The following is an 18,303-nucleotide window of genomic DNA, read 5'->3' as shown; positions in this document are numbered from 1 at the left end:
GGCATGGGCGGCCCTCCGGGCGGTCCGGGCGGCCAAGGCGGCCCCGGTGGTCCGGGCGGCGGCGCTCCCGGCGGCCAGCCCCAGGCCCCGACGGCCCTGGCCGGCAACGGCTTCTCGGCCAGCTACACCGCGACCCTGGAAGCCCAGCGTCCGTAACCTGACCTGCTCCTCCCCCGCTCGCGGGGGAGGGGGACCACGAAGTGGTGGAGGGGGCGGCGGCGCGTACAGCGCTTGAACTCGCCCCCTCCACCACGCTGCGTATCCGCAGCGCGCCACCTCCCCCGCTTCGCGAGGGAGGAGCCTGGACACCGACTCCCCCATGACCCGCGTCCTCGTCCCCACGCTCTCCGAACCGCCGGCCCGGCCGGTGGGCGGGGTCGTGCGCGGGTTCGACGGGGAAACCATGGGCACCACCTGGTCGGTCAAGGCCGTGCTGCCCGTGACCACCGACCTCGAGGCCATGGCCGCGATGGTCCAGCGCGCGCTGGACAACGTGGTCGCGCAGATGAGCGCCTGGGACCCGATGTCGGCGCTGTCGCGCTTCAATCGTTCCGCGCCCGGAAGCTGGACGGTTCTTCCGGCCGGCTTCGCGACCGTGCTGCGCCGCGCCCTGGAAGTGGCCAAGGGCAGCGACGGCGCCTTCGATCCGACCCTGGGCGCGGTCACCGATCTCTGGGGCTTCGGCCCCCGCCCCTTCTCCGGCGAGCCGCCCAGCGCCGACGCGCTGGAGGCCGCCCGCGCGCCGATGGGCTGGCGCCGCGTGGCGCTGGATGGCGACGCGCTGTTTCAGCCGGGCGGCCTTTCCATCGACCTCAACGGCATCGCCAAGGGCTTCGGCGTCGACGAGGCCGCCCGCGCCCTCGACCGGTCCGGCGTGCGCTCCTACCTCGTCGAGGTCGGCGGCGAACTGCGCGGCACGGGCGCCAAGCCCGACGGCCAGCCGTGGTGGGTCGAACTGGAGCGTCCGCCGCTGGCCGGCGCCAATGACGAGGCTGCGCCCCGCACGCTGCTGGCCCTGCACGGCCTGTCGGTGGCGACCTCGGGCGACTATCGCCGGTTCTTCGACCATGCGGGCAAGCGCTACGCCCACACCCTGGATCCCGCTTCGGGCGCGCCGTGCGACGCCGGCGTAGTCAGCGTCACCGTCCTCCATCCCGAGTGCATGACCGCCGACGCCCTGGCCACGGCCCTGACCGTGATGGGCGCCGAGTCCGCCATCGCCTTCGCCACGGCCCGCGACCTGCCGGCCCTGATCGTGACCCGCGGTCCCAACGGCCTGTCCGAGCGCCTGTCGCCGGCCCTGCAGGCGATGCTCGACGAATGACCGACCTCATCTCCAGCCTGCCGCCGGACGCGCGCCGCCTGGCCCTGGCCGCCATCGTCGTCGGCCTCTACGTGCTGCTGTGCGCCGGGATCGCACTGAAGGTGGCCTTGCGCAAGCATAAGGCCCGCCGCGAGGAGGCCGCTCTGGCGTCCGGCGCCGGCGAGCCGGTGCTGGTGGCCTTCGCCAGCCAGACGGGCTTCGCCGAGGAACTGGCCATGGCTACGGCGAAAGCGCTGCAGGCGGCCAGCCTGCCGGTGCGGCTGCGCGAACTGTCCGCCGTCGAACCCCAAGACCTGACCGGTCGCGCCCTCTTCATCGTCAGCACCACCGGCGAGGGCGATGCGCCCGACAACGCCCGCCGCTTCATCCGCGACGTGATGGCCACCGAGCCCGATCTGGCCAAGCTGTCCTACGCCGTCCTGGCTCTGGGCGACTCGACCTACGCCCAGTACTGCGCCTTCGGCCGCAGCCTCGACGCCTGGCTCGCCCGCAACGGCGGCGCGCGCCTGTTCGACACGGTGGAGGTCGACGACGGCGAGGCCGCCGCCCTGCGGCATTGGCAATCACAGCTCTCCGTGCTCACGGGCTCGACCGACGCGCCCGACTGGAGCCGTCCGGCCTACGGCCGCTGGACCCTGGCCGACCGCCGCCTGCTCAATCCCGGTTCGGCCGGCGAAGGCGCCTTCCACGTGAGGCTCGAACCGCTTGATGGCGGGCTCGACTGGCGGGCCGGCGACATCGTCGAGATCGGCCCGCGCAACGCCCCCGCCGACGTGGCCGACCTGCTTTCGCGCCTGTCGCTGAGCGCCGACGCCGCCGTGAAGGCTGAAGAGGCCACGAGCCTGGGCGAGGCCCTGTCCTGGCGGCGCCTGCCGCACGAGGACGCGGCCATCAAGGCCCTGGCCGGAACCGCGCCCCAGGCGCTGGTCGACGCCCTGCCGGCCCTGCCCCACCGCGAATATTCGATCGCCTCGCTGCCCGCCGACGGCGGCGTGGAACTGGTGGTGCGCCTGATGCGCCGCGCCGACGGCAAGCCGGGCCTGGGCTCGGGCTGGCTGATCGAACACGCAGCCGTCGGCGGCGAGATCGCCGGTCGCGTGCGCTCCAACCGCAGCTTCCACGCCCCGCAAGACGATCGGCCTATGATCCTGATCGGCGCCGGCACCGGGCTAGCCGGCCTGCGCAGCCACCTGAAGGCTCGCGCCGCCCTCTCCCGCAAGCGCAATTGGCTGGTGTTCGGCGAGCGCTCCTCGGCCCACGACTTCTTCCATCAGGCCGAGATCGAGGCCTGGGCGGCGTCGGGCGTGCTCGAACGCCTGGACCTGGCCTTCTCCCGCGACCAGGCCGACAAGGTCTACGTCCAGCACCGCCTGCGGGCGGCCGCCGACGAGGTCCGGGCCTGGGTGGCGCAGGGCGCGGCGATCTATGTCTGCGGCTCGCTGGAGGGCATGTCGCGCGAGGTGCACGCGGCGCTGGGCGAGATCCTGGACGGCGAGGCGCTGGAGGACCTGGCGGATCAGGGCCGCTATCGCCGGGACGTCTACTGACGGGCGGCGCAGCCCCTCACCCTCCCATAGCTGCGCAATGGGCCCTTCCCTCTCCCGCAGGGAGAGGTTTTCCAAGAGCGAGCCGTTCCCCTTCCACCTCTCCCACAGGGAGAGGGAGGGGCCCGCGCCGAAGGCGTGGGAGGGTGAGGGGGTTACGGCCTAAGCCGATCACGCTCCTCCGGCGTGTTCGCCCCCAGCAACCGCGCCCTGGCCGCCTCCGGGCATGGCAGCACCGCAAGCCCCGCCCGCTCGACCAGCCGCCGTAGCGGCCAGCCCGGCAGCGCCCCCTCTGGCAACGCATCCAAAGGCAGCACCATCGGCACGGGCGACACCTCGAACGTCGCGCCGGTCTCCACGGCCAGCAACGGCGCAAGGTCCTCCACCGCCAGGGTCGGCGCGTCCACCGCCAGCACCAGCGCCCGCTCGCAGCCCCGCGCCGCCAGCGCCGCGGCCCCGGCCAGCACGCCGCCCACAGGCCCCGCGCCCTCCTCGGGATCGGGAACCCAATCAAGCCCGTAGTCGCGCCCGGCGGTCAGCACCACGCTTGCGCCAGCCGCCTGCGCCAGGGCCGCCACGCGGTCGACGGCGCGCATGCCGCCCCAATCCAGCAGGGCCTTGTCCCGCCCCATCCGGACCGAGCCGCCGCCGCACAGAATGATGGCTCCAAGACGAGCGTCACGCGTATTCATGCCCCCTTCCCTACGCCCGACGAGCAGCCGCGACCAAGGCCCCGCTTCCCCCTGGCGCGAGAAACGGTCTAGACTCGCCCAAAAGGGACGGACTTCTCAGTATGAACGAACGCACCGAGCGCACGCGGCGGCGCAGCAGCCAGAGCGCCACCATCCGCGACGTCGCGGCTCGCGCCGGCGTTTCGCCGATGACCGTCTCGCGGGTCATCAACCGCGAGGCCACGGTCAAGGAAGAGACCAGGGCGTTGGTCGAGCAGGCCATCGCCGAGCTGAACTACGCCCCCAATCCCGCCGCCCGCAGCCTGGCCGGCAGCGCCCCGTTCCGCATCGGCCTGCTCTACGACAACCCCTCGACCGGCTATCTGTCGGAGTTCCTGGTCGGGGCGCTGGACGAAAGCAGCCGCACCGGCTCGCAGATCGTCATCGAGAAATGCGCCGAGCCGGAACTGGCCGGCGCCACCTTGGCCCGCCTGCTGAAGACCGGCGTCGACGGCCTGATCCTGCCGCCGCCGCTGTGCGAGTCCCAGACCGTCCTGGCCGAGGTGAAGGCCGCCGGCGCCGCCGCGGTGGCCGTCGCGCCCGGCATGGCCAGCAGCGACATGGCCACCATCCGCATCGACAACGAAGCCGCCGCCTTCGAACTGACCCAGCACCTGCTGGCGCTCGGCCACAAACGCTTCGGCTTCATCAAGGGCCACCCCAACCAGACGGTCAGCCAGCAGCGGATGGACGGCTTCATGACCGCCCTGAAGGCGGCCGGAATCCCGCAGGAAGACGTCCGCGTCGAGCAGGGCTACTTCACCTATCGCTCGGGCCTGGAGGCGGCCGAGCGGCTGCTCAACACCAAGGAGCGCCCCACCGCCATCTTCGCGGCCAACGACGACATGGCCGCCGCCACCGCCGGCCTGGCCCACCGCCTGGGCCTGGACGTGCCGGGCGACGTCTCGATCGTCGGCTTCGACGACACCTCGATCGCCGCCAACATCTGGCCGGCCCTGACCACCGTCCACCAGCCCATCGCCGCCATGGCCCGCGCCGCCGTCGACCTGGTGCTGGAGGAGATCCGCCGCCACCGCGACGGAACCGGCGAGCCGCGACAGCTGATGCACCCCCACACGCTGATCGTGCGGGATTCGACGGGACCTGCGGCGAATGCGGACAGGGGCTGAACAGGCTTCAAGGTCGAAGGCCCGCCCGTGGCTGATCTCTGCGGGGGTCGTCGCAGGCATGTTCGGGCTCTGGGTCGGCCTGCACCTCGTGGCCGGCCCCGTGGGTCTCGTCCTGTTCCCGGAAACGCCCGCGCCGGCGACCGAACTGTTCGCCGGGCTGCCCGGAGACTACGACGCGGGCCAGAAACTGCTCACCGCCCGCCTGGACGAGCGCTTTCCCCCGGGCGGGCCGGCGCATGACCTGGAGCGATATCTCCTGGCCCAGGACCTGCACCCCAGCCCGGCGGCCGTAGCGGGCGAACAGAACGTCACGGCCATCTGGGGACGATCGGTCTGCGGCCAGCGGCTGGATATCTCGTGGAAGGCCGATGAGCAGGCGCGGCTGGTCAGCCATCGGGTCGTCTACTGGAACTCCGGCTGCCTCTGACGCCGCGCCCGGCCCGCTCCGCCGCCCAGCCCTTCTGTCGACAACCTCAGAACAGTTGTCAGACAACTCCCTTGCGCGCCTCCACATGTTAGCGCTAACAAGTCTGAGAGTTACGAAGCGTGGCGGGCGTTCGCAAAGATCCGCCCGCGCCAGAGGGAGAAAACGCGGTGGGCGTGACGAAATACCTTCCCGAGGACTGGCGGGAAGCGACCCTTCTGGGCCGCATCGATTTCGGCCAGGGCCCGACCCCCGTTCTGATCCGCGGCGGCCACGTCGAGGACGTCAGCAAGATCGCCCCCACGCTCGCAGACCTGATGAACGCCTACGCGCCGGGTGACGCGATCCCGCGCGGCGTCGACAAGGGCCCGCTGGAAAAGCTCGACCTGCGTCCGGTGTGGGACGACCCGCAGGGCAACGCGCCGGCCAAGCTGCTGGCCCCCGTCGACCTGCAGGTGCTCAAGGCCGCCGGCGTCACCTTCGCCGTCTCGACCCTGGAACGGGTGATCGAGGAGCGCGCCCGCGGCGACGCCGCCAAGGCCCTGGAGATCCGCCAGCAGCTTTCGGAGCGCATGGGCGGCGACCTCAAGAGCGTCGAGCCCGGCTCGGAAGGCGCCGCGCGCCTGAAGGAGGCCCTGGTCGCCGACGGCCTGTGGTCGCAGTACCTGGAAGTGGCCATCGGCCCCGACGCCGAAATCTTCACCAAGGGCCCGACGCTGTCGTCGATGGGCTGGGGCGACCAGATCGGCGTCCGCTCCGACAGCCACTGGAACAATCCCGAACCGGAAGTCGTGCTGCTGGTCGACGGCCAGGGCGAGATCCGCGGCGCCTCGCTGGGCAACGACGTCAACCTGCGCGACTTCGAAGGCCGCTCGGCTCTGCTGCTCAGCAAGGCCAAGGACAACAACGCCTCCTGCTCGATCGGTCCGTTCTTCCGCCTGTTCGACGCCTCGTTCAGCCTGGACGACGTGCGCAACGCCGAGGTCGAACTGAAGATCACCGGCCGCGACGACTTCGTGCTCGACGGCAAGTCGAACATGAGCCTGATCAGCCGCGACCCGGCCGTGCTGGCCGGCCAGGCCCACGGCAAGCAGCACCAGTATCCGGACGGCTTCGTGCTGTTCCTGGGCACCATGTTCGCGCCCATCCAGGACCGCGACGCCCCCGGCCAGGGCTTTACCCACAAGGTCGGCGACCGCGTCCGCGTCTCGACCCCCAAGCTGGGCGTGCTCGAGAACGAGGTGACCACCTGCGACCAGGCCAAGCCCTGGACCTTCGGCATCTCGGCCCTGATCCGCAACCTGGCCGGCCGCGGCCTGCTGTGACCCTCGTTTCCTCTTTCCAGGCTTAAGCGCATGTCCTCCGCCATCTATCCCAGCCTCCAGGGCAAGCGCGTCGTCATCACCGGCGGCGGCTCCGGCATCGGCGCGGGCATCACCACCGCCTTCGCCCGCCAAGGGGCCGAAGTGATCTTCGTCGACATCGCCGCCGAGGACTCGCAGGCCCTGGTCGCCGACCTGGCCGACGCCCCGATCAAGCCGGTGTTCAAGCAGGTCGACCTGACCGACCTCGAAGCCGTGAAGGCCTTCTTCGCCGAGACCGGCGCCATCGACGTGCTGGTCAACAACGCCGGCAACGACGACCGTCACAGCCTGGCCGACGTGACCCCGGCCTACTGGGACAACCGCATGAACGTGAACCTGCGTCACATGCTGTTCTGCGCCCAGGCCGCGGCCCCGGGCATGAAGGCGCGCGGCGGCGGCGCGATCATCAATTTCGGCTCGATCAGCTGGCACCTGGGCCTGGAGGACCTCGTCCTCTACGAAACCGCCAAGGCCGGCATCGAGGGCATGACCCGCGCCCTGGCCCGCGAGCTTGGTCCCGACGACATCCGCGTCACCTGCGTGGTGCCGGGCAACGTCAAGACCAAGCGCCAGGAGAAGTGGTACACCCCCGAAGGCGAGGCCGAGATCGTCAAGGCCCAGGCCGTGAAGGGCCGCATCCTGCCGGCCAACGTCGCCTCGCTGGTGCTGTTCCTGGCTTCGGACGACGGCAGCCTGTGCACCGGTCACGAGTACTGGATCGACGCCGGCTGGCGATAAGATAGGTCGGCGACGGCCCCCTCCGGCCCTCCGGGACACCTCCCCCAGAGGGGGAGGATCTGAAGCGCTAGAGGCTCCCCCTCTGGGGAGCTGTCGCCCCCGGGTCCGACCAAAGGTCGGCCCAAAGGTGATTTGAGCGACTGAGGGGGCCCAGCGCCGTAGGAGGAAACGAAAAGCCATGACTGCCCCCACCTGCGTCTGGGACCTGAAGGCCACGCTCGGCGAAGGGCCGATCTGGCATGGCGACGCCGTCTGGTTCGTCGACATCAAGGGCCATCGGGTCCACCGCTACACCCCCGCCACCGGCGAGACCGCCAGCTGGGACGCGCCCGACCAGGTGACCTTCGTCGCCCCCCGCGTCGGCGGCGGCTTCGTGGCGGGCCTCAAGAGCGGCCTGCACCACTTCACGCCGGAACAGGGCTTCACCTTCATTTCGCAGATCGAGGACGCCGGCCTCGACAACCGCCCCAACGACTCCACGGTCGACGCGCAGGGCCGCCTGTGGTTCGGCACCATGCACGACGGCGAGGAGGCCGACAGCGGCGCGCTCTACCGGCTCGAAGCCGACGGCTCGCTGACGAAGCACGACGCCGGCATCTGCATCACCAACGGCCCGGCCGTCTCGCCGGACGGAGCGACCTTCTATCACACCGACACCCTCGGAAAGGTGATCTGGGCCTTCGACGTTGGGGCCGACGGCGCCCTCTCCAACAAGCGCGAGTTCTTCCGCCTGGCGATCGATGACGCCTGGCCCGACGGCTCGGTGGTCGACGCCGAGGGCTTCGTCTGGACGGCCCTGTGGGGCGGTCGCGGCGCCATCCGCATCTCGCCGCAAGGCCAGGTCGTCCGGCGGGTCGAACTGCCGGCCATCAACGTCACCAAGCCGTGTTTTGGCGGACCGGACCTGAAGACCCTCTACTTCACCACCGCCCGCAAGGGGCTGAGCGACGAGCAGCTCGCCGCGAACCCGCTGTGCGGCGGCCTCTTCGCCCTGCCTGTCGACGTCGCCGGGCAGCCGCAATACGAGGTGCGCCTTGACCTCCGCTAATCGAACGCCCCGCCGGTTCCGCTCGCGCGACTGGTTCGACAATCCCGACCACATCGACATGACCGCGCTCTATCTGGAGCGCTTCATGAACTACGGGATCACCCCCGAAGAGCTGCGCAGCGGCAAGCCGATCATCGGCATCGCCCAGACCGGCAGCGACATCTCGCCGTGCAACCGCATCCACCTCGATTTGGTGGCCCGGGTGCGCGACGGCATCCGCGACGCGGGTGGCATTCCGATGGAGTTCCCGGTCCACCCGATCTTCGAGAACTGCCGTCGCCCCACGGCGGCGCTGGACCGGAACCTGTCGTACCTCGGTCTCGTCGAGACCCTGCACGGCTATCCGATCGACGCCGTGGTGCTGACCACCGGCTGCGACAAGACCACCCCGGCCGGCATCATGGCCGCCACCACGGTCAACATCCCGGCCATCGTGCTGTCGGGCGGCCCCATGCTGGACGGCTGGCACGAGGGCGAGCTGGTCGGTTCGGGCACGGTGATCTGGCGTTCGCGCCGCAAGCTGGCGGCCGGCGAGATCGACGAGAACGAGTTCATCGAGCGCGCGGCCTCCTCGGCCCCCTCGGCCGGCCACTGCAACACCATGGGCACCGCCTCGACCATGAACGCGGTCGCCGAAGCCCTGGGCCTTTCGCTGACCGGCTGCGCGGCGATCCCCGCCCCGTACCGCGAGCGCGGCCAGATGGCCTATCGCACCGGCCAGCGGATCGTCGACCTGGCCTATGAGGACGTCAAACCGCTCGACATCCTGACCAAGAAGGCCTTCGAGAACGCCATCGCCCTGGTGGCGGCGGCCGGCGGCTCGACCAACGCCCAGCCGCACATCGCGGCCATGGCGCGGCATGCGGGCCTGGAGATCACCGCCGACGACTGGCGGGCGGCCTACGACATCCCGCTGATCGTCAACATGCAGCCGGCCGGCAAGTATCTGGGCGAGCGCTTCCACCGGGCCGGCGGCGCGCCGGCGGTGCTGTGGGAACTGCTGCAGCAGGGCCGCCTGCACGGCGACGTGCTGACCGTCACCGGCAAGACCATGGGCGAGAACCTGCAAGGGCGCGAAACCTCCGACCGCGAGGTGATCTTCCCCTACGCCGAGCCGCTGGCGGAAAAAGCGGGTTTCCTCGTTTTGCGCGGCAACCTGTTCAACTTCGCGATCATGAAGGCCAGCGTCATCGGCGCCGACTTCCGCGAGCGCTACCTGTCCAAGCCGGGCCAGGAAGGTGTGTTCGAGGCCCGGGCCATCGTCTTCGACGGCTCGGACGACTATCACGCCCGCATCAACGACCCAGCCCTGAACATCGACGAAAGCTGCATCCTGGTGATCCGCGGCGCGGGTCCGATCGGCTGGCCGGGCTCGGCCGAGGTGGTCAACATGCAGCCGCCGGATCACCTTCTGAAGAAGGGGATCATGAGCCTGCCCACCCTGGGCGACGGCCGTCAGTCGGGCACCGCCGACAGCCCCTCGATCCTCAACGCCTCGCCCGAGAGCGCGGTGGGCGGGGGCCTGTCGTGGCTGCGCACCGGCGATACGATCCGCATCGACATCAACACCGGCCGCTGCGACGCGCTGGTGGACGAGGCCGTGATCGCCGAGCGCCGCAAGGAGGGCGTCCCGGCCGTGCCGGCCACCATGACCCCCTGGCAGGAAATCTACCGCGCCCACGCCAGCCAGCTGGACACCGGCGGGGTGCTGGAGTTCGCCGTGAAGTACCAGGACCTGGCGTCCAAGTTGCCTCGGCACAATCACTAGCCAACAAGCAAGATAGCGGGTCATCCCGGAAAGCCCGCAGGGCTTATCCAGGACCCAGGGGCCGGCGCACTGCGGTTGCCCCTGGGTCCCGGCTCTCCGCTTCGCTGCGGCCGGGACGACGAACTGAATTGGTCAAGAAGGAAGGAAGACGCCCATGTTCTCGCGCCGCCGACTGATGGCCGCCATCGCCAGCCTGACAGCGCTGCCTTCCCTGCCCGCCTTCGCAAGCTCAGCCAAGCGGACGATCGCCCTCGACCTGGCCAAGGCGACCACGCCGGTCGACCGCTTCTTCGACCTGTCGATCGGTTCGGACTACCCCGGCACCCTGTTGCGCGAGGACAGCCTCTCCCAACTGAAGACGGCGTCGGACGAGCTGAAGTTCCGCTACATCCGCTTCCACGCCATCTTCCACGACGTGCTCGGCACGGTGAAGAATGGCGCGGACGGCAAGATCACGTACGACTGGACCAAGATCGACCAGCTGTACGACCGCCTGCTGGCCATGGGGCTGAAGCCGTTCATCGAGCTGGGCTTCACGCCCGAGGCGATGAAGACTTCGGACCTGACGATCTTCTGGTGGAAGGGCAACACCTCGCACCCGCAGTTCGAACCGTGGGCGCACCTGATCGACGCCTTCGTGACGCACCTGCGCAAGCGCTACGGCGAGGCCGAGGTGCGCACCTGGTTCTTCGAGGTCTGGAACGAGCCCAACCTCGACGGCTTCTGGGAGAAGGCGGATCAAAAGGTCTATTTCGACCTCTACGCCCTCACCGCCAAGACCATCAAGGCGATCGACCCGACCTTGCGGGTCGGCGGTCCGTCGACGGCCGGCGCGGCCTGGGTTCCGGAGTTCCTGGCCTACTGCAAGGCCAACAATGCGGCGGTCGATTTCGTCACCACCCACACCTACGGCGTCGAAGGCGGCTTCCTCGACGAGAACGGCAAGGACGACACCAAGCTGTCGGCCAATCCCGACGCGATCATCGGCGACGTGCGCAAGGTGCGGGCCGAGATCGAGGCTTCGGCCTATCCCGGCCTGCCGCTCTACTTCACCGAATGGAGCACCAGCTACACGCCGCGCGACCCGGTGCACGACAGCTATCACAGCGCCGCCTACATCCTGGCCAAGCTGAAGGGCGTCAAAGGCATCGTCCAGGGCATGAGCTACTGGACCTATAGCGACCTCTTCGAAGAGCCCGGCCCGCCGACCGCGCCGTTCCAGGGCGGCTTTGGCCTGATGAACCCCGAGGGCATCCGCAAGCCTTCGTGGTTCGCCTACAAGTACTTGGCGGCCCTGCGCGGCAAGGAAGTTCCGTCTACGGATCATAGCGTCCTGGCCAGCATCGACGGCGGCAAGGTCGCCGCCCTGGTCTGGGACTTCACCCAGCCGGTGCAGCCGACCAGCAACCGCTCGTACTTCACCAAGGTGCAGCCGACGACGGACGCCCCGGCCGCGGCGCTCAGCGTCGCCAGCCTCAAGCCGGGTCGCTACCGCCTCAAGGCCCAGCGCACCGGCTTCCGCGCCAACGACGCCTACACGGCCTATGTCGAGTTGGGCATGCCCAAAAGCCTGACGGCCGACCAGATCGGCAAGCTGCAGGCCCTGACCGCCGACAAGCCGGAGATCGACCGCGCCATCACCGTCGGCAAGGACGGCTTGGCCAAGATCGACTTCGCGATGCGCCGGAACGACCTGGTGCTGGTGACCCTGGAACGGACGTGAAGATGCTCCCCCGGAAGGGGGAGCTGTCGCGGAGCGACTGAGGGGGAAGTGATCGCGGCATATCAACAGCCGCTTCCCCCTCCGACCCTACGGGCCACCTCCCCCTTCAGGGGGAGGACTTATCGCGCGATCCTCGCCGCGCGGCGTCGCCCCACGGCCGAGCCCGCCAGGGCGCCGACATAGCCCAGGCCCACCATGACGGCCCAGACGACCAGCATCTGCAGGGTCGGGGCGCGAAGCCCCGCCCCCGTGACCGCCAGCAGGGCGTTGCCGATCAGCGACGGCCCCAGGCCCACGACCAGCGCGGTCGCCAACCGGCGTCGGGGCCAGTTCAGGGCGATGGCGAAACCGGCCAGCACCAGCGCGGCGACGATGAGCGGCATGACCAGGCGGGCCGCTTCCCCTCGCGAGAGCAGCCCCGAAAGGACGGCGCCGAAATAGCAGAGCGGCGCCAGGGCTCCGACGAGCGCTACGCCCGCCGCCAGCGCCGCCGCGTAGGTCGCCTCCCCCGCCGCCCGCCAGCGCGCGGCCGCGACGAGGCATCCCAGCGACCAGGACAGCCGGCCCTTTTCGAGCGCCTTGAACTCGGCGTGCATGGCGTCAGCCCACTCGCCCCGCCCGGCCGGCGGATTGCTGACCGCCAAGCTCATGATCCGGTCGGCGAGATCTCTACGGTTTCCGGTCATCAGGCTCCCCCCAGGGCCAAGGATGTTGCTGACGGACGACAAACGGCCGCCAGGGCCGAGCGGCCGGCGCCGGTGATGCGATAGGCGTGCCGCGCCGGGCGGCCCGGACGTTCGGGCTCCAGCCAACGGCTCTCCAGCAGGCCGCGCTCGGCCAGCCGGATCAGGATCGGATAGAGGCTGCCCGATTTCAGGCCGGTGGCCGCGGCAACCTCCAGGCCATACAGCCACTCGCGCCCATGCAGCACGTCGAGGACGGCGAGCGACTGCGGCGAAAGCTTGCGGGGCGCGGCGGGCATGGTCAAAACTCTACATATATTGCAAACATCGTCAAGCGCCCCGGCCTTGCCTCCGCCCGGCGTTCACGCCATCTGCGGACCAGCAGAGCAGGAGCCTTCATGAGCGTCGTCGCCGCCTACGCCTATATCGACGGAAAGCGGGTGCGGGAGATCCGGCTCGACGATCCGGCGAGCCTGGCGCCGCGCGACGGCGAGTTCGTCTGGATCGGCCTGGTGGACCCCACCGAGGACGAACTGCGCATCCTGCAGGAGCGCTTCGACCTGCATCCGCTGGCCGTCGAGGACGCCCTGCACGCGCGGCAGATGCCCAAGGTCGACATCTATGGCGGCCAGCTGTTCGTGGTCGCCAAGACCGCCCAGATGGTCGAGGGCCGCATCGTCTTCGGCGAGACCGACATCTTCGTCGGCTCGCGCTTCCTGATCAGCGTGCGCCACGGCTCGGCCCGGGCCCACCTGGAACTGCGCGCCCACCTGGAGGCCCAGCCCGCCCTGCTGGCCCATGGCGGCGACTACGTGCTGCACGCCGTGCTCGACTTCATCGTCGACGGCTACCTGCCGGTGGTCGACGCCATCGAGGACGAACTGGCCGAGATGGAGCGGCGGGCGCTGGACGCCTTCCTCAGCCGGGCCGAGATCACCCGCCTGTTCACCCTGCGCCGCGAACTGACCAAGTTCCTGCGGCTGCTGGGGCCCATGGCCCAGGTCGCCGGCTATCTCGAGCACCACGAGACGCCGTGCATCGATCCGGAGGTGAAGCCCTATTTCCGCGACATCCGCGACCACGTCGCCCGCGTCGACCTGCTGATCGCGGGCCTGGGCGAAGTGCTCAATTCGGTGTTCGAGGTCAGCTCGCTGCTGGAGCAGCAGCGCCAGGGCGTCATCACCCGCCAGCTGGCCGCCTGGGCGGCGATGCTGGCCGTGCCCACCGCCGTCGCCGGCGTCTACGGCATGAACTTCGAGCACATGCCCGAGCTGAAATGGACCTTCGGCTATCCGCTGGTCCTGGGCGTCATCGCCGTGGTCTGCGCCCTGCTCTATCGACGCTTCAAGAAGGCGGGCTGGCTTTGAGATGCTCCCCCTGAAGGGGGAGCTGTCGGCCCCCGGGTCCGTCCGAAGGCCGGCCCGAGGATAAACTCCGCGACTGAGGGGGAAATTGTTGCGGCGCTTCCGAAGCCGCTTCCCCCTCCGCCCCTTCGGGCCACCTCCCCCTTCAGGGGGAGGATCGCAATCAGCCCCCGACCGCGCCCGAGCCGAAGTCGAACTGCTCGGGCCGCGGCTTGCCGCCGCCGAAGTTCCAGGTGAAGCCGAAGAACACCGCCCGCACGTTGGCCGTGCGCAGGGTGACGTCCTTCAGGGTCGGCGTGTCGGTGACGGCCTTGTCCTCGAAGCTGTCGAGCGCGTCCTGCACGGTCACGACGAACGACAGCTTGTCGTTGACCTTCCGGCGATAGCCGAGATTGACCATCTGAAACGGCTCGCGGTGGCCCTGCGCGGTCAGGCGCTTGCCCGAGGTGAAGGCGTTGATCTGGAAGAAGTCCTTCGGGGTGGCCTGCCAGTTCAGGTTGGCTCGGCCCGACAGCGTGGTGGCCGAGCGCGTGCCCGAGAAGCCGAGGTTGCCCGCGTCGATCTCGTTCCAGAAGGCGTTGGCGCTGACGTTGTAGGTGATCTTGGGCGACAGGCGGCCGTTGGCCACCAGTTCCAGACCGCCGTTGCGGCTCTTGTTGAGGTTTTCGCGCGTGGTCAGCAGCACGCCGTCGCCGAGGTCGCGGACCACGTCGGTGACCACGCCCTCGCTGCTGCGGTAATAGGCCGTGGCCAGGTAGTAGGCCGGGCCCTTGCGATACTGCCAGCCCAGCTCGAACGAGTCGGTGACCTGCGGCTTCAGGTAGGGGTTGCCCGCCCGGTAGTTCTGAGGGTCCTGATAGACGCGGTAGGGGTTCAGGTCCTGCACCTGCGGGCGCTGGACGCGGCGGCTGTAGCTGCCCTTGAACGTGTTGTTCTGGTCGACCGTGTAGCCCAGGTGCAGGCTGGGATAGACCTTGAAGTAGTCGTTCTCGAAGGTCTGGCCGCCGGTGACCTGGTTGCCGTTGATCTGCACCTGCTCGGCGCGCAGGCCGCCCTGGGCGGTGAAGTCGCCGAACGCCTTCTCGTAGGTGATGTAGCCGGCATAGACGTCCTGATCGAACAGGAAGCGGTTGGTGCGGGCCGGATCGACCGTCTGGGCGCTMCACGAGGTCCCGGTCGAGCCGTGGTTGTCGTAGTCGTTCTTCACCCATTCGAAGTCGAGGCCGGTCTTCAGCGTGCCGCCGCCGACGTTCGGCTGGGCATAGTCGGCCTTGAAGTTCGTCCGCTCCTGGTCGGCGCCGAAGCCGAACAGCTCGTAGGCGTCGGCCCCGGCGCTGTAGTCGGTGAAGGCCGTGGAGCTGCGCGAGAAGTCGGTCTGCTCGTATTCCAGGTGCGCGGTCAGCTGGTGCTCGGAACCCTTGAACTGGTGACGCCAGTCGGCGCTGACGCCCTTGTTGTCGCGCTTCATGGTCGCGTCGGTGTCGCGCGTGTAGTCGGGGAAGGCGCCGGTGGTCTCGTAGGTTTCGCCGCCCGTGGTGTCGAACTGCATGCGGCGGTAGCGGACCTCGCCGCTCAGGCGGTCCTTGGGCGTGAGGTCGTAGTCGATCCCGCCGCGCAGACTGACCATGTCGCCGTCGTTCTCGAAGGCGCCGTCCTGGCTGCTGGTCCCCGCCGCCGTGGTGCGGTCGATGGTCTGCCAGGCCTTCTGCTGCTCGTGACGGAAGCCGGCGTCGCCCGACAGGGTCAGCTTGCCGTTGACGTAGTTGCCGCTGATCCCGCCGTTGTAGCGGCCGTCGGTGCTGGCGTTGCCGCGCAACGACCCGGTAGCGCCGGGCTTGCGGGTCTGCTTGGTGACCAGGTTGATGATCCCTGCCGTGCCGTCCGGGCGGAAGGCGGCCGAGGGGTTGGTCATCACCTCGACCCGGTCGATCTGGTCGGCCGGCATGGCCTGCAGCGCATCGCCGCGACCGTCGCCGTTGAACATGCCCGACGGCTTGCCGTCGATCAGGATGGTGACGTTGGCGTCGCCGCGCAGGCTGACATTGCCCTGCACGTCGACCTCGACCGAGGGGATGTTGCGCAGGGCGTCGGCGATCGAGCCGGTGCGGGCCGACAGGTCGTTGGAGACGCTGTAGCTGCGGCGGTCGATCGAGCTGCGCATGGCGGTGTTGTCGCCGGTGACGGTCACGCCCTCGACGGCGGCCGGCGCGGTCTTGGGGGCAGACGCCGAACCGCCCTGGGCGGGCGCGGGGGCGGCCGTCTGAGCGCCCCCTTGGGCCAGCGCCAGGCAAGGCGTCGCGACGATGGCGGCGGCGGAGAAAAGGATGGTCTTCAGGCGCAAGGCGCGTCCCCCGAGGCAGGCTCGTCGAGGCGCCGCGAGCGGACGGTCCGCGCTGGTCTCGACCTCCAGCGGTAAAGCGCGGCCGGCTTTGCGGGGCAAATTTCTTTTCGGCAATGTTGCAGCGGCGCCGCCCAGCGTGGCGCCGCTGCAACGGCTGCGCGGCGCGGCCCCGTCCTGCGGACGGCAGGCGAAATGACAACGTTGCCATCGCCCCTTGCGAGCGCCGCCGGACCTGACACTATCGCGCGGCAAATGCGACGGCGGGTGCGGCGGGAATCCCGCAAAAACGGCCGCTTGCGTGCTGATACCGGTAACACTAAGGTCGCCGGCAACCAAGGTCCCTACGGGGGCGCGTTAGGGATCAAAGCAGGCTCCGGAAGGAGCCAGTTCGGGGAGGACTCCAGTGGCATCAGTTTCCAGCGCCGGGCCAAGCGCCGGCATGAGCGCCGACGGCGCGAAGGTCAACATGGCCTTCGTCGCCGCCATCGTGGCCGTGGCCACCATCGGCGGCTTCATGTTCGGCTACGACAGCGGCGTCATCAACGGCACGCAGGAAGGCCTCAACAGCGCCTTCAAGCTGACCGAGTTCGGCACCGGCCTGAACGTGGCGGCAATCCTGATCGGCTGCGCCATCGGCGCCTTCGCCGCCGGTCGCCTGGCCGACGTCTGGGGCCGCCGCACCGTGATGATCATCTCGGCCCTGCTGTTCGTGATCAGCGCCCTGGGCACGGGCGCAGCCCACACCTCGACCATCTTCGTCATCTTCCGCCTGATCGGCGGCCTGGGCGTCGGCGCCGCCAGCGTGCTGTGCCCGGTCTACATCTCCGAAGTGACCCCGGCGAACATCCGCGGCCGCCTGTCGTCGGTGCAGCAGATCATGATCATCACCGGCCTGACCGGCGCGTTCGTGGCCAACTACGTGCTGGCCCACACCGCCGGCAGCTCGACCGCCGACTTCTGGCTGGGCCTGCCCGCCTGGCGCTGGATGTTCTGGATGCAGGTGATCCCGGCCGGCGTGTTCTTCTTCGCCCTGCTGACCATCCCGGAAAGCCCGCGCTACCTGGTCGCCAAGGGCAAGGACGCCCAGGCCGAAGCCATCCTCTCGCGCCTGTTCGGCCCGGGCACGGGCGCGGCCAAGGTCGCCGAGATCCGCGCCTCGCTGAGCGCCGACCACAAGCCGAAGTTCTCCGACCTGCTCGACCCGGTCACCAAGAAGATCCGTCCGATCCTGTGGGCCGGCCTGGTCCTGGCCATCTTCCAGCAGTTCGTCGGCATCAACATCGTCTTCTACTACGGCTCGGTGCTGTGGCAGTCGGTGGGCTTCACCGAGGACGACAGCCTGAAGATCAACATCCTGTCGGGCGCCCTGTCGATCCTGGCCTGTCTGGCCGCGATCGCGCTGATCGACCGCATCGGCCGCAAGCCGCTGCTGCTGATCGGCTCGGCCGGCATGGCCGTGACCCTCGGCGTCCTGACCTGGTGCTTCTCGACCGCCACCACCGTCAACGGCGCCCTGCACCTGGACAGCACGGTGGGCCCGATCGCCCTGGTCGCCGCCAACCTCTACGTGATCTTCTTCAACCTCTCGTGGGGTCCGGTCATGTGGGTGATGCTGGGCGAGATGTTCCCCAACCAGATGCGCGGCTCGGCCCTGGCCGTCGCCGGCTTCGCCCAGTGGATCGCCAACTTCGCCATCTCGTTCAGCTTCCCGGCCATGGCCAAGATGAGCCTGTCGGCGACCTACGGCTTCTACGCCGCCAGCGCCGTGGTTTCGTTCTTCCTCGTCCAGAAGCTGATCCACGAGACCCGTGGCAAGGAACTGGAAGCGATGGAGGGCTAACCTTTCCAAGAACCTCCCCCTCTGGGGGAGGCGACCGCGAAGCGGTCGGTGGGGGGAGGAAGGCCACCGCTTGGGCGGCTGAAAACTTCCCCCCACCGTCGCCTTCGGCGACACCTCCCCCACGGGGGGAGGTTCCTAGATCCAAGAAACGCCCGGAGCCCCGCTCCCGGGCGTTTTCTTTTGCCCGCGTTCCTGACAGCGTTATCGTGGGAAAATGGGCGATGACACCGGTAGACAAAGCCGCATTCCGCCGCTTAAGTGACCGGTAACAAGCCGACGTG

15 protein-coding genes and 1 pseudogene are annotated in these 18,303 nt (G+C 69.4%); 11 read left to right on the top strand and 5 right to left on the bottom strand.

Annotation, left to right across the window (positions count from 1 at the left end; translation table 11 throughout):
• Positions 1–319: 319 nt before the first annotated feature.
• Positions 320–1,324 (top strand): FAD:protein FMN transferase, encoded by a 1,005-nt coding sequence (locus AC1DCG_RS14820; protein ID WP_477027730.1) that lies wholly within the window; start codon positions 320–322, stop codon positions 1,322–1,324.
• Positions 1,321–2,871, top strand: a complete 1,551-nt coding sequence (locus AC1DCG_RS14815) for a flavodoxin domain-containing protein (RefSeq protein WP_477027729.1) — start codon at positions 1,321–1,323, stop codon at positions 2,869–2,871. Before AC1DCG_RS14820 ends, AC1DCG_RS14815 begins: the two co-directional genes overlap by 4 nt.
• Positions 2,872–3,023: 152 nt before the next feature.
• Here the strand turns inward: AC1DCG_RS14815 and mobA are convergent, their stop codons facing one another.
• Complete coding sequence (gene mobA, locus AC1DCG_RS14810; RefSeq protein WP_477027728.1) at positions 3,024–3,560, bottom strand: molybdenum cofactor guanylyltransferase; 537 nt, start codon at positions 3,558–3,560, stop codon at positions 3,024–3,026.
• 101 nt (positions 3,561–3,661) lie between these two features.
• Here mobA and AC1DCG_RS14805 point away from each other — a divergent pair, with 101 nt between their 5' ends.
• From AC1DCG_RS14805 to xylD, 6 genes are all read left to right on the top strand, one after another.
• The gene (locus AC1DCG_RS14805) at positions 3,662–4,729 is read left to right on the top strand and encodes a LacI family DNA-binding transcriptional regulator (protein ID WP_165257007.1); all 1,068 of its coding nucleotides are present in this window, start codon (positions 3,662–3,664) and stop codon (positions 4,727–4,729) included.
• 58 nt (positions 4,730–4,787) lie between these two features.
• The gene (locus AC1DCG_RS14800; RefSeq protein ID WP_477027727.1) at positions 4,788–5,156 is read left to right on the top strand and encodes a hypothetical protein; all 369 of its coding nucleotides are present in this window, start codon (positions 4,788–4,790) and stop codon (positions 5,154–5,156) included.
• Between the two features lie 167 nt (positions 5,157–5,323).
• Positions 5,324–6,478, top strand: coding sequence for a fumarylacetoacetate hydrolase family protein (locus AC1DCG_RS14795; protein WP_165257009.1), 1,155 nt, complete (start codon positions 5,324–5,326; stop codon positions 6,476–6,478).
• Between the two features lie 30 nt (positions 6,479–6,508).
• The gene (gene xylB / locus AC1DCG_RS14790) at positions 6,509–7,255 is read left to right on the top strand and encodes a D-xylose 1-dehydrogenase (protein ID WP_477027726.1); all 747 of its coding nucleotides are present in this window, start codon (positions 6,509–6,511) and stop codon (positions 7,253–7,255) included.
• A 178-nt stretch (positions 7,256–7,433) separates the two neighbouring features.
• Positions 7,434–8,303 carry a D-xylonolactone lactonase gene (gene xylC / locus AC1DCG_RS14785; RefSeq protein WP_477027725.1) on the top strand — a complete coding sequence of 290 codons (870 nt, stop codon included), beginning with the start codon at positions 7,434–7,436 and terminating at the stop codon, positions 8,301–8,303.
• Complete coding sequence (xylD, locus tag AC1DCG_RS14780; RefSeq protein WP_477036431.1) at positions 8,290–10,071, top strand: xylonate dehydratase XylD; 1,782 nt, start codon at positions 8,290–8,292, stop codon at positions 10,069–10,071. The genes xylC and xylD overlap by 14 nt, the downstream gene beginning before the upstream one ends.
• A gap of 46 nt (positions 10,072–10,117) precedes the next feature.
• Here xylD and AC1DCG_RS14775 read toward each other — a convergent pair.
• A pseudogene (locus AC1DCG_RS14775) lies at positions 10,118–10,207 on the bottom strand (hypothetical protein); the annotation flags it as partial.
• A gap of 18 nt (positions 10,208–10,225) precedes the next feature.
• On the opposite strand from AC1DCG_RS14775, the gene AC1DCG_RS14770 reads away from it, so the two are divergent.
• Positions 10,226–11,794 (top strand): GH39 family glycosyl hydrolase, encoded by a 1,569-nt coding sequence (locus AC1DCG_RS14770; protein ID WP_477036430.1) that lies wholly within the window; start codon positions 10,226–10,228, stop codon positions 11,792–11,794.
• Between the two features lie 119 nt (positions 11,795–11,913).
• On the opposite strand, the gene AC1DCG_RS14765 is transcribed toward AC1DCG_RS14770, so the two are convergent.
• Both AC1DCG_RS14765 and AC1DCG_RS14760 read right to left on the bottom strand, forming a co-directional pair.
• Positions 11,914–12,480 carry a hypothetical protein gene (locus AC1DCG_RS14765; protein WP_477027722.1) on the bottom strand — a complete coding sequence of 189 codons (567 nt, stop codon included), beginning with the start codon at positions 12,478–12,480 and terminating at the stop codon, positions 11,914–11,916.
• Positions 12,480–12,776 carry a PadR family transcriptional regulator gene (locus AC1DCG_RS14760; protein ID WP_477027721.1) on the bottom strand — a complete coding sequence of 99 codons (297 nt, stop codon included), beginning with the start codon at positions 12,774–12,776 and terminating at the stop codon, positions 12,480–12,482. Before AC1DCG_RS14760 ends, AC1DCG_RS14765 begins: the two co-directional genes overlap by 1 nt.
• A gap of 99 nt (positions 12,777–12,875) precedes the next feature.
• Between AC1DCG_RS14760 and AC1DCG_RS14755 the strand changes: the two genes are divergently transcribed.
• The gene (locus AC1DCG_RS14755; protein ID WP_165257016.1) at positions 12,876–13,844 is read left to right on the top strand and encodes a magnesium and cobalt transport protein CorA; all 969 of its coding nucleotides are present in this window, start codon (positions 12,876–12,878) and stop codon (positions 13,842–13,844) included.
• A gap of 160 nt (positions 13,845–14,004) precedes the next feature.
• Here the strand turns inward: AC1DCG_RS14755 and AC1DCG_RS14750 are convergent, their stop codons facing one another.
• Positions 14,005–16,182, bottom strand: coding sequence for a TonB-dependent receptor domain-containing protein (locus AC1DCG_RS14750; protein WP_477041535.1), 2,178 nt, complete (start codon positions 16,180–16,182; stop codon positions 14,005–14,007).
• Between the two features lie 403 nt (positions 16,183–16,585).
• On the opposite strand from AC1DCG_RS14750, the gene AC1DCG_RS14745 reads away from it, so the two are divergent.
• The gene (locus tag AC1DCG_RS14745; protein WP_477027719.1) at positions 16,586–18,022 is read left to right on the top strand and encodes a sugar porter family MFS transporter; all 1,437 of its coding nucleotides are present in this window, start codon (positions 16,586–16,588) and stop codon (positions 18,020–18,022) included.
• Positions 18,023–18,303: the final 281 nt, after the last annotated feature.

It is taken from the genome of Caulobacter sp. 10L414, assembly GCF_056395525.1.
Note: the sequence above shows the minus strand (reverse complement) of the source record. Positions and strands in the feature narration are given on the sequence as shown.

Excerpts from the sequence above, each read along its gene's own strand:
- AC1DCG_RS14770 (WP_477036430.1), top strand. The coding sequence starts at position 10,226 with ATGTTCTCGCGCCGCCGACTGATGGCCGCCATCGCCAGCCTGACAGCG.
- mobA (WP_477027728.1), bottom strand. The coding sequence starts at position 3,560 with ATGAATACGCGTGACGCTCGTCTTGGAGCCATCATTCTGTGCGGCGGC.
- AC1DCG_RS14820 (WP_477027730.1), top strand. The coding sequence starts at position 320 with ATGACCCGCGTCCTCGTCCCCACGCTCTCCGAACCGCCGGCCCGGCCG.
- AC1DCG_RS14755 (WP_165257016.1), top strand. The coding sequence starts at position 12,876 with ATGAGCGTCGTCGCCGCCTACGCCTATATCGACGGAAAGCGGGTGCGG.
- AC1DCG_RS14805 (WP_165257007.1), top strand. The coding sequence starts at position 3,662 with ATGAACGAACGCACCGAGCGCACGCGGCGGCGCAGCAGCCAGAGCGCC.
- AC1DCG_RS14800 (WP_477027727.1), top strand. The coding sequence starts at position 4,788 with ATGTTCGGGCTCTGGGTCGGCCTGCACCTCGTGGCCGGCCCCGTGGGT.
- xylC (WP_477027725.1), top strand. The coding sequence starts at position 7,434 with ATGACTGCCCCCACCTGCGTCTGGGACCTGAAGGCCACGCTCGGCGAA.
- xylB (WP_477027726.1), top strand. The coding sequence starts at position 6,509 with ATGTCCTCCGCCATCTATCCCAGCCTCCAGGGCAAGCGCGTCGTCATC.
- AC1DCG_RS14815 (WP_477027729.1), top strand. The coding sequence starts at position 1,321 with ATGACCGACCTCATCTCCAGCCTGCCGCCGGACGCGCGCCGCCTGGCC.
- AC1DCG_RS14765 (WP_477027722.1), bottom strand. The coding sequence starts at position 12,480 with ATGACCGGAAACCGTAGAGATCTCGCCGACCGGATCATGAGCTTGGCG.
- AC1DCG_RS14760 (WP_477027721.1), bottom strand. The coding sequence starts at position 12,776 with ATGCCCGCCGCGCCCCGCAAGCTTTCGCCGCAGTCGCTCGCCGTCCTC.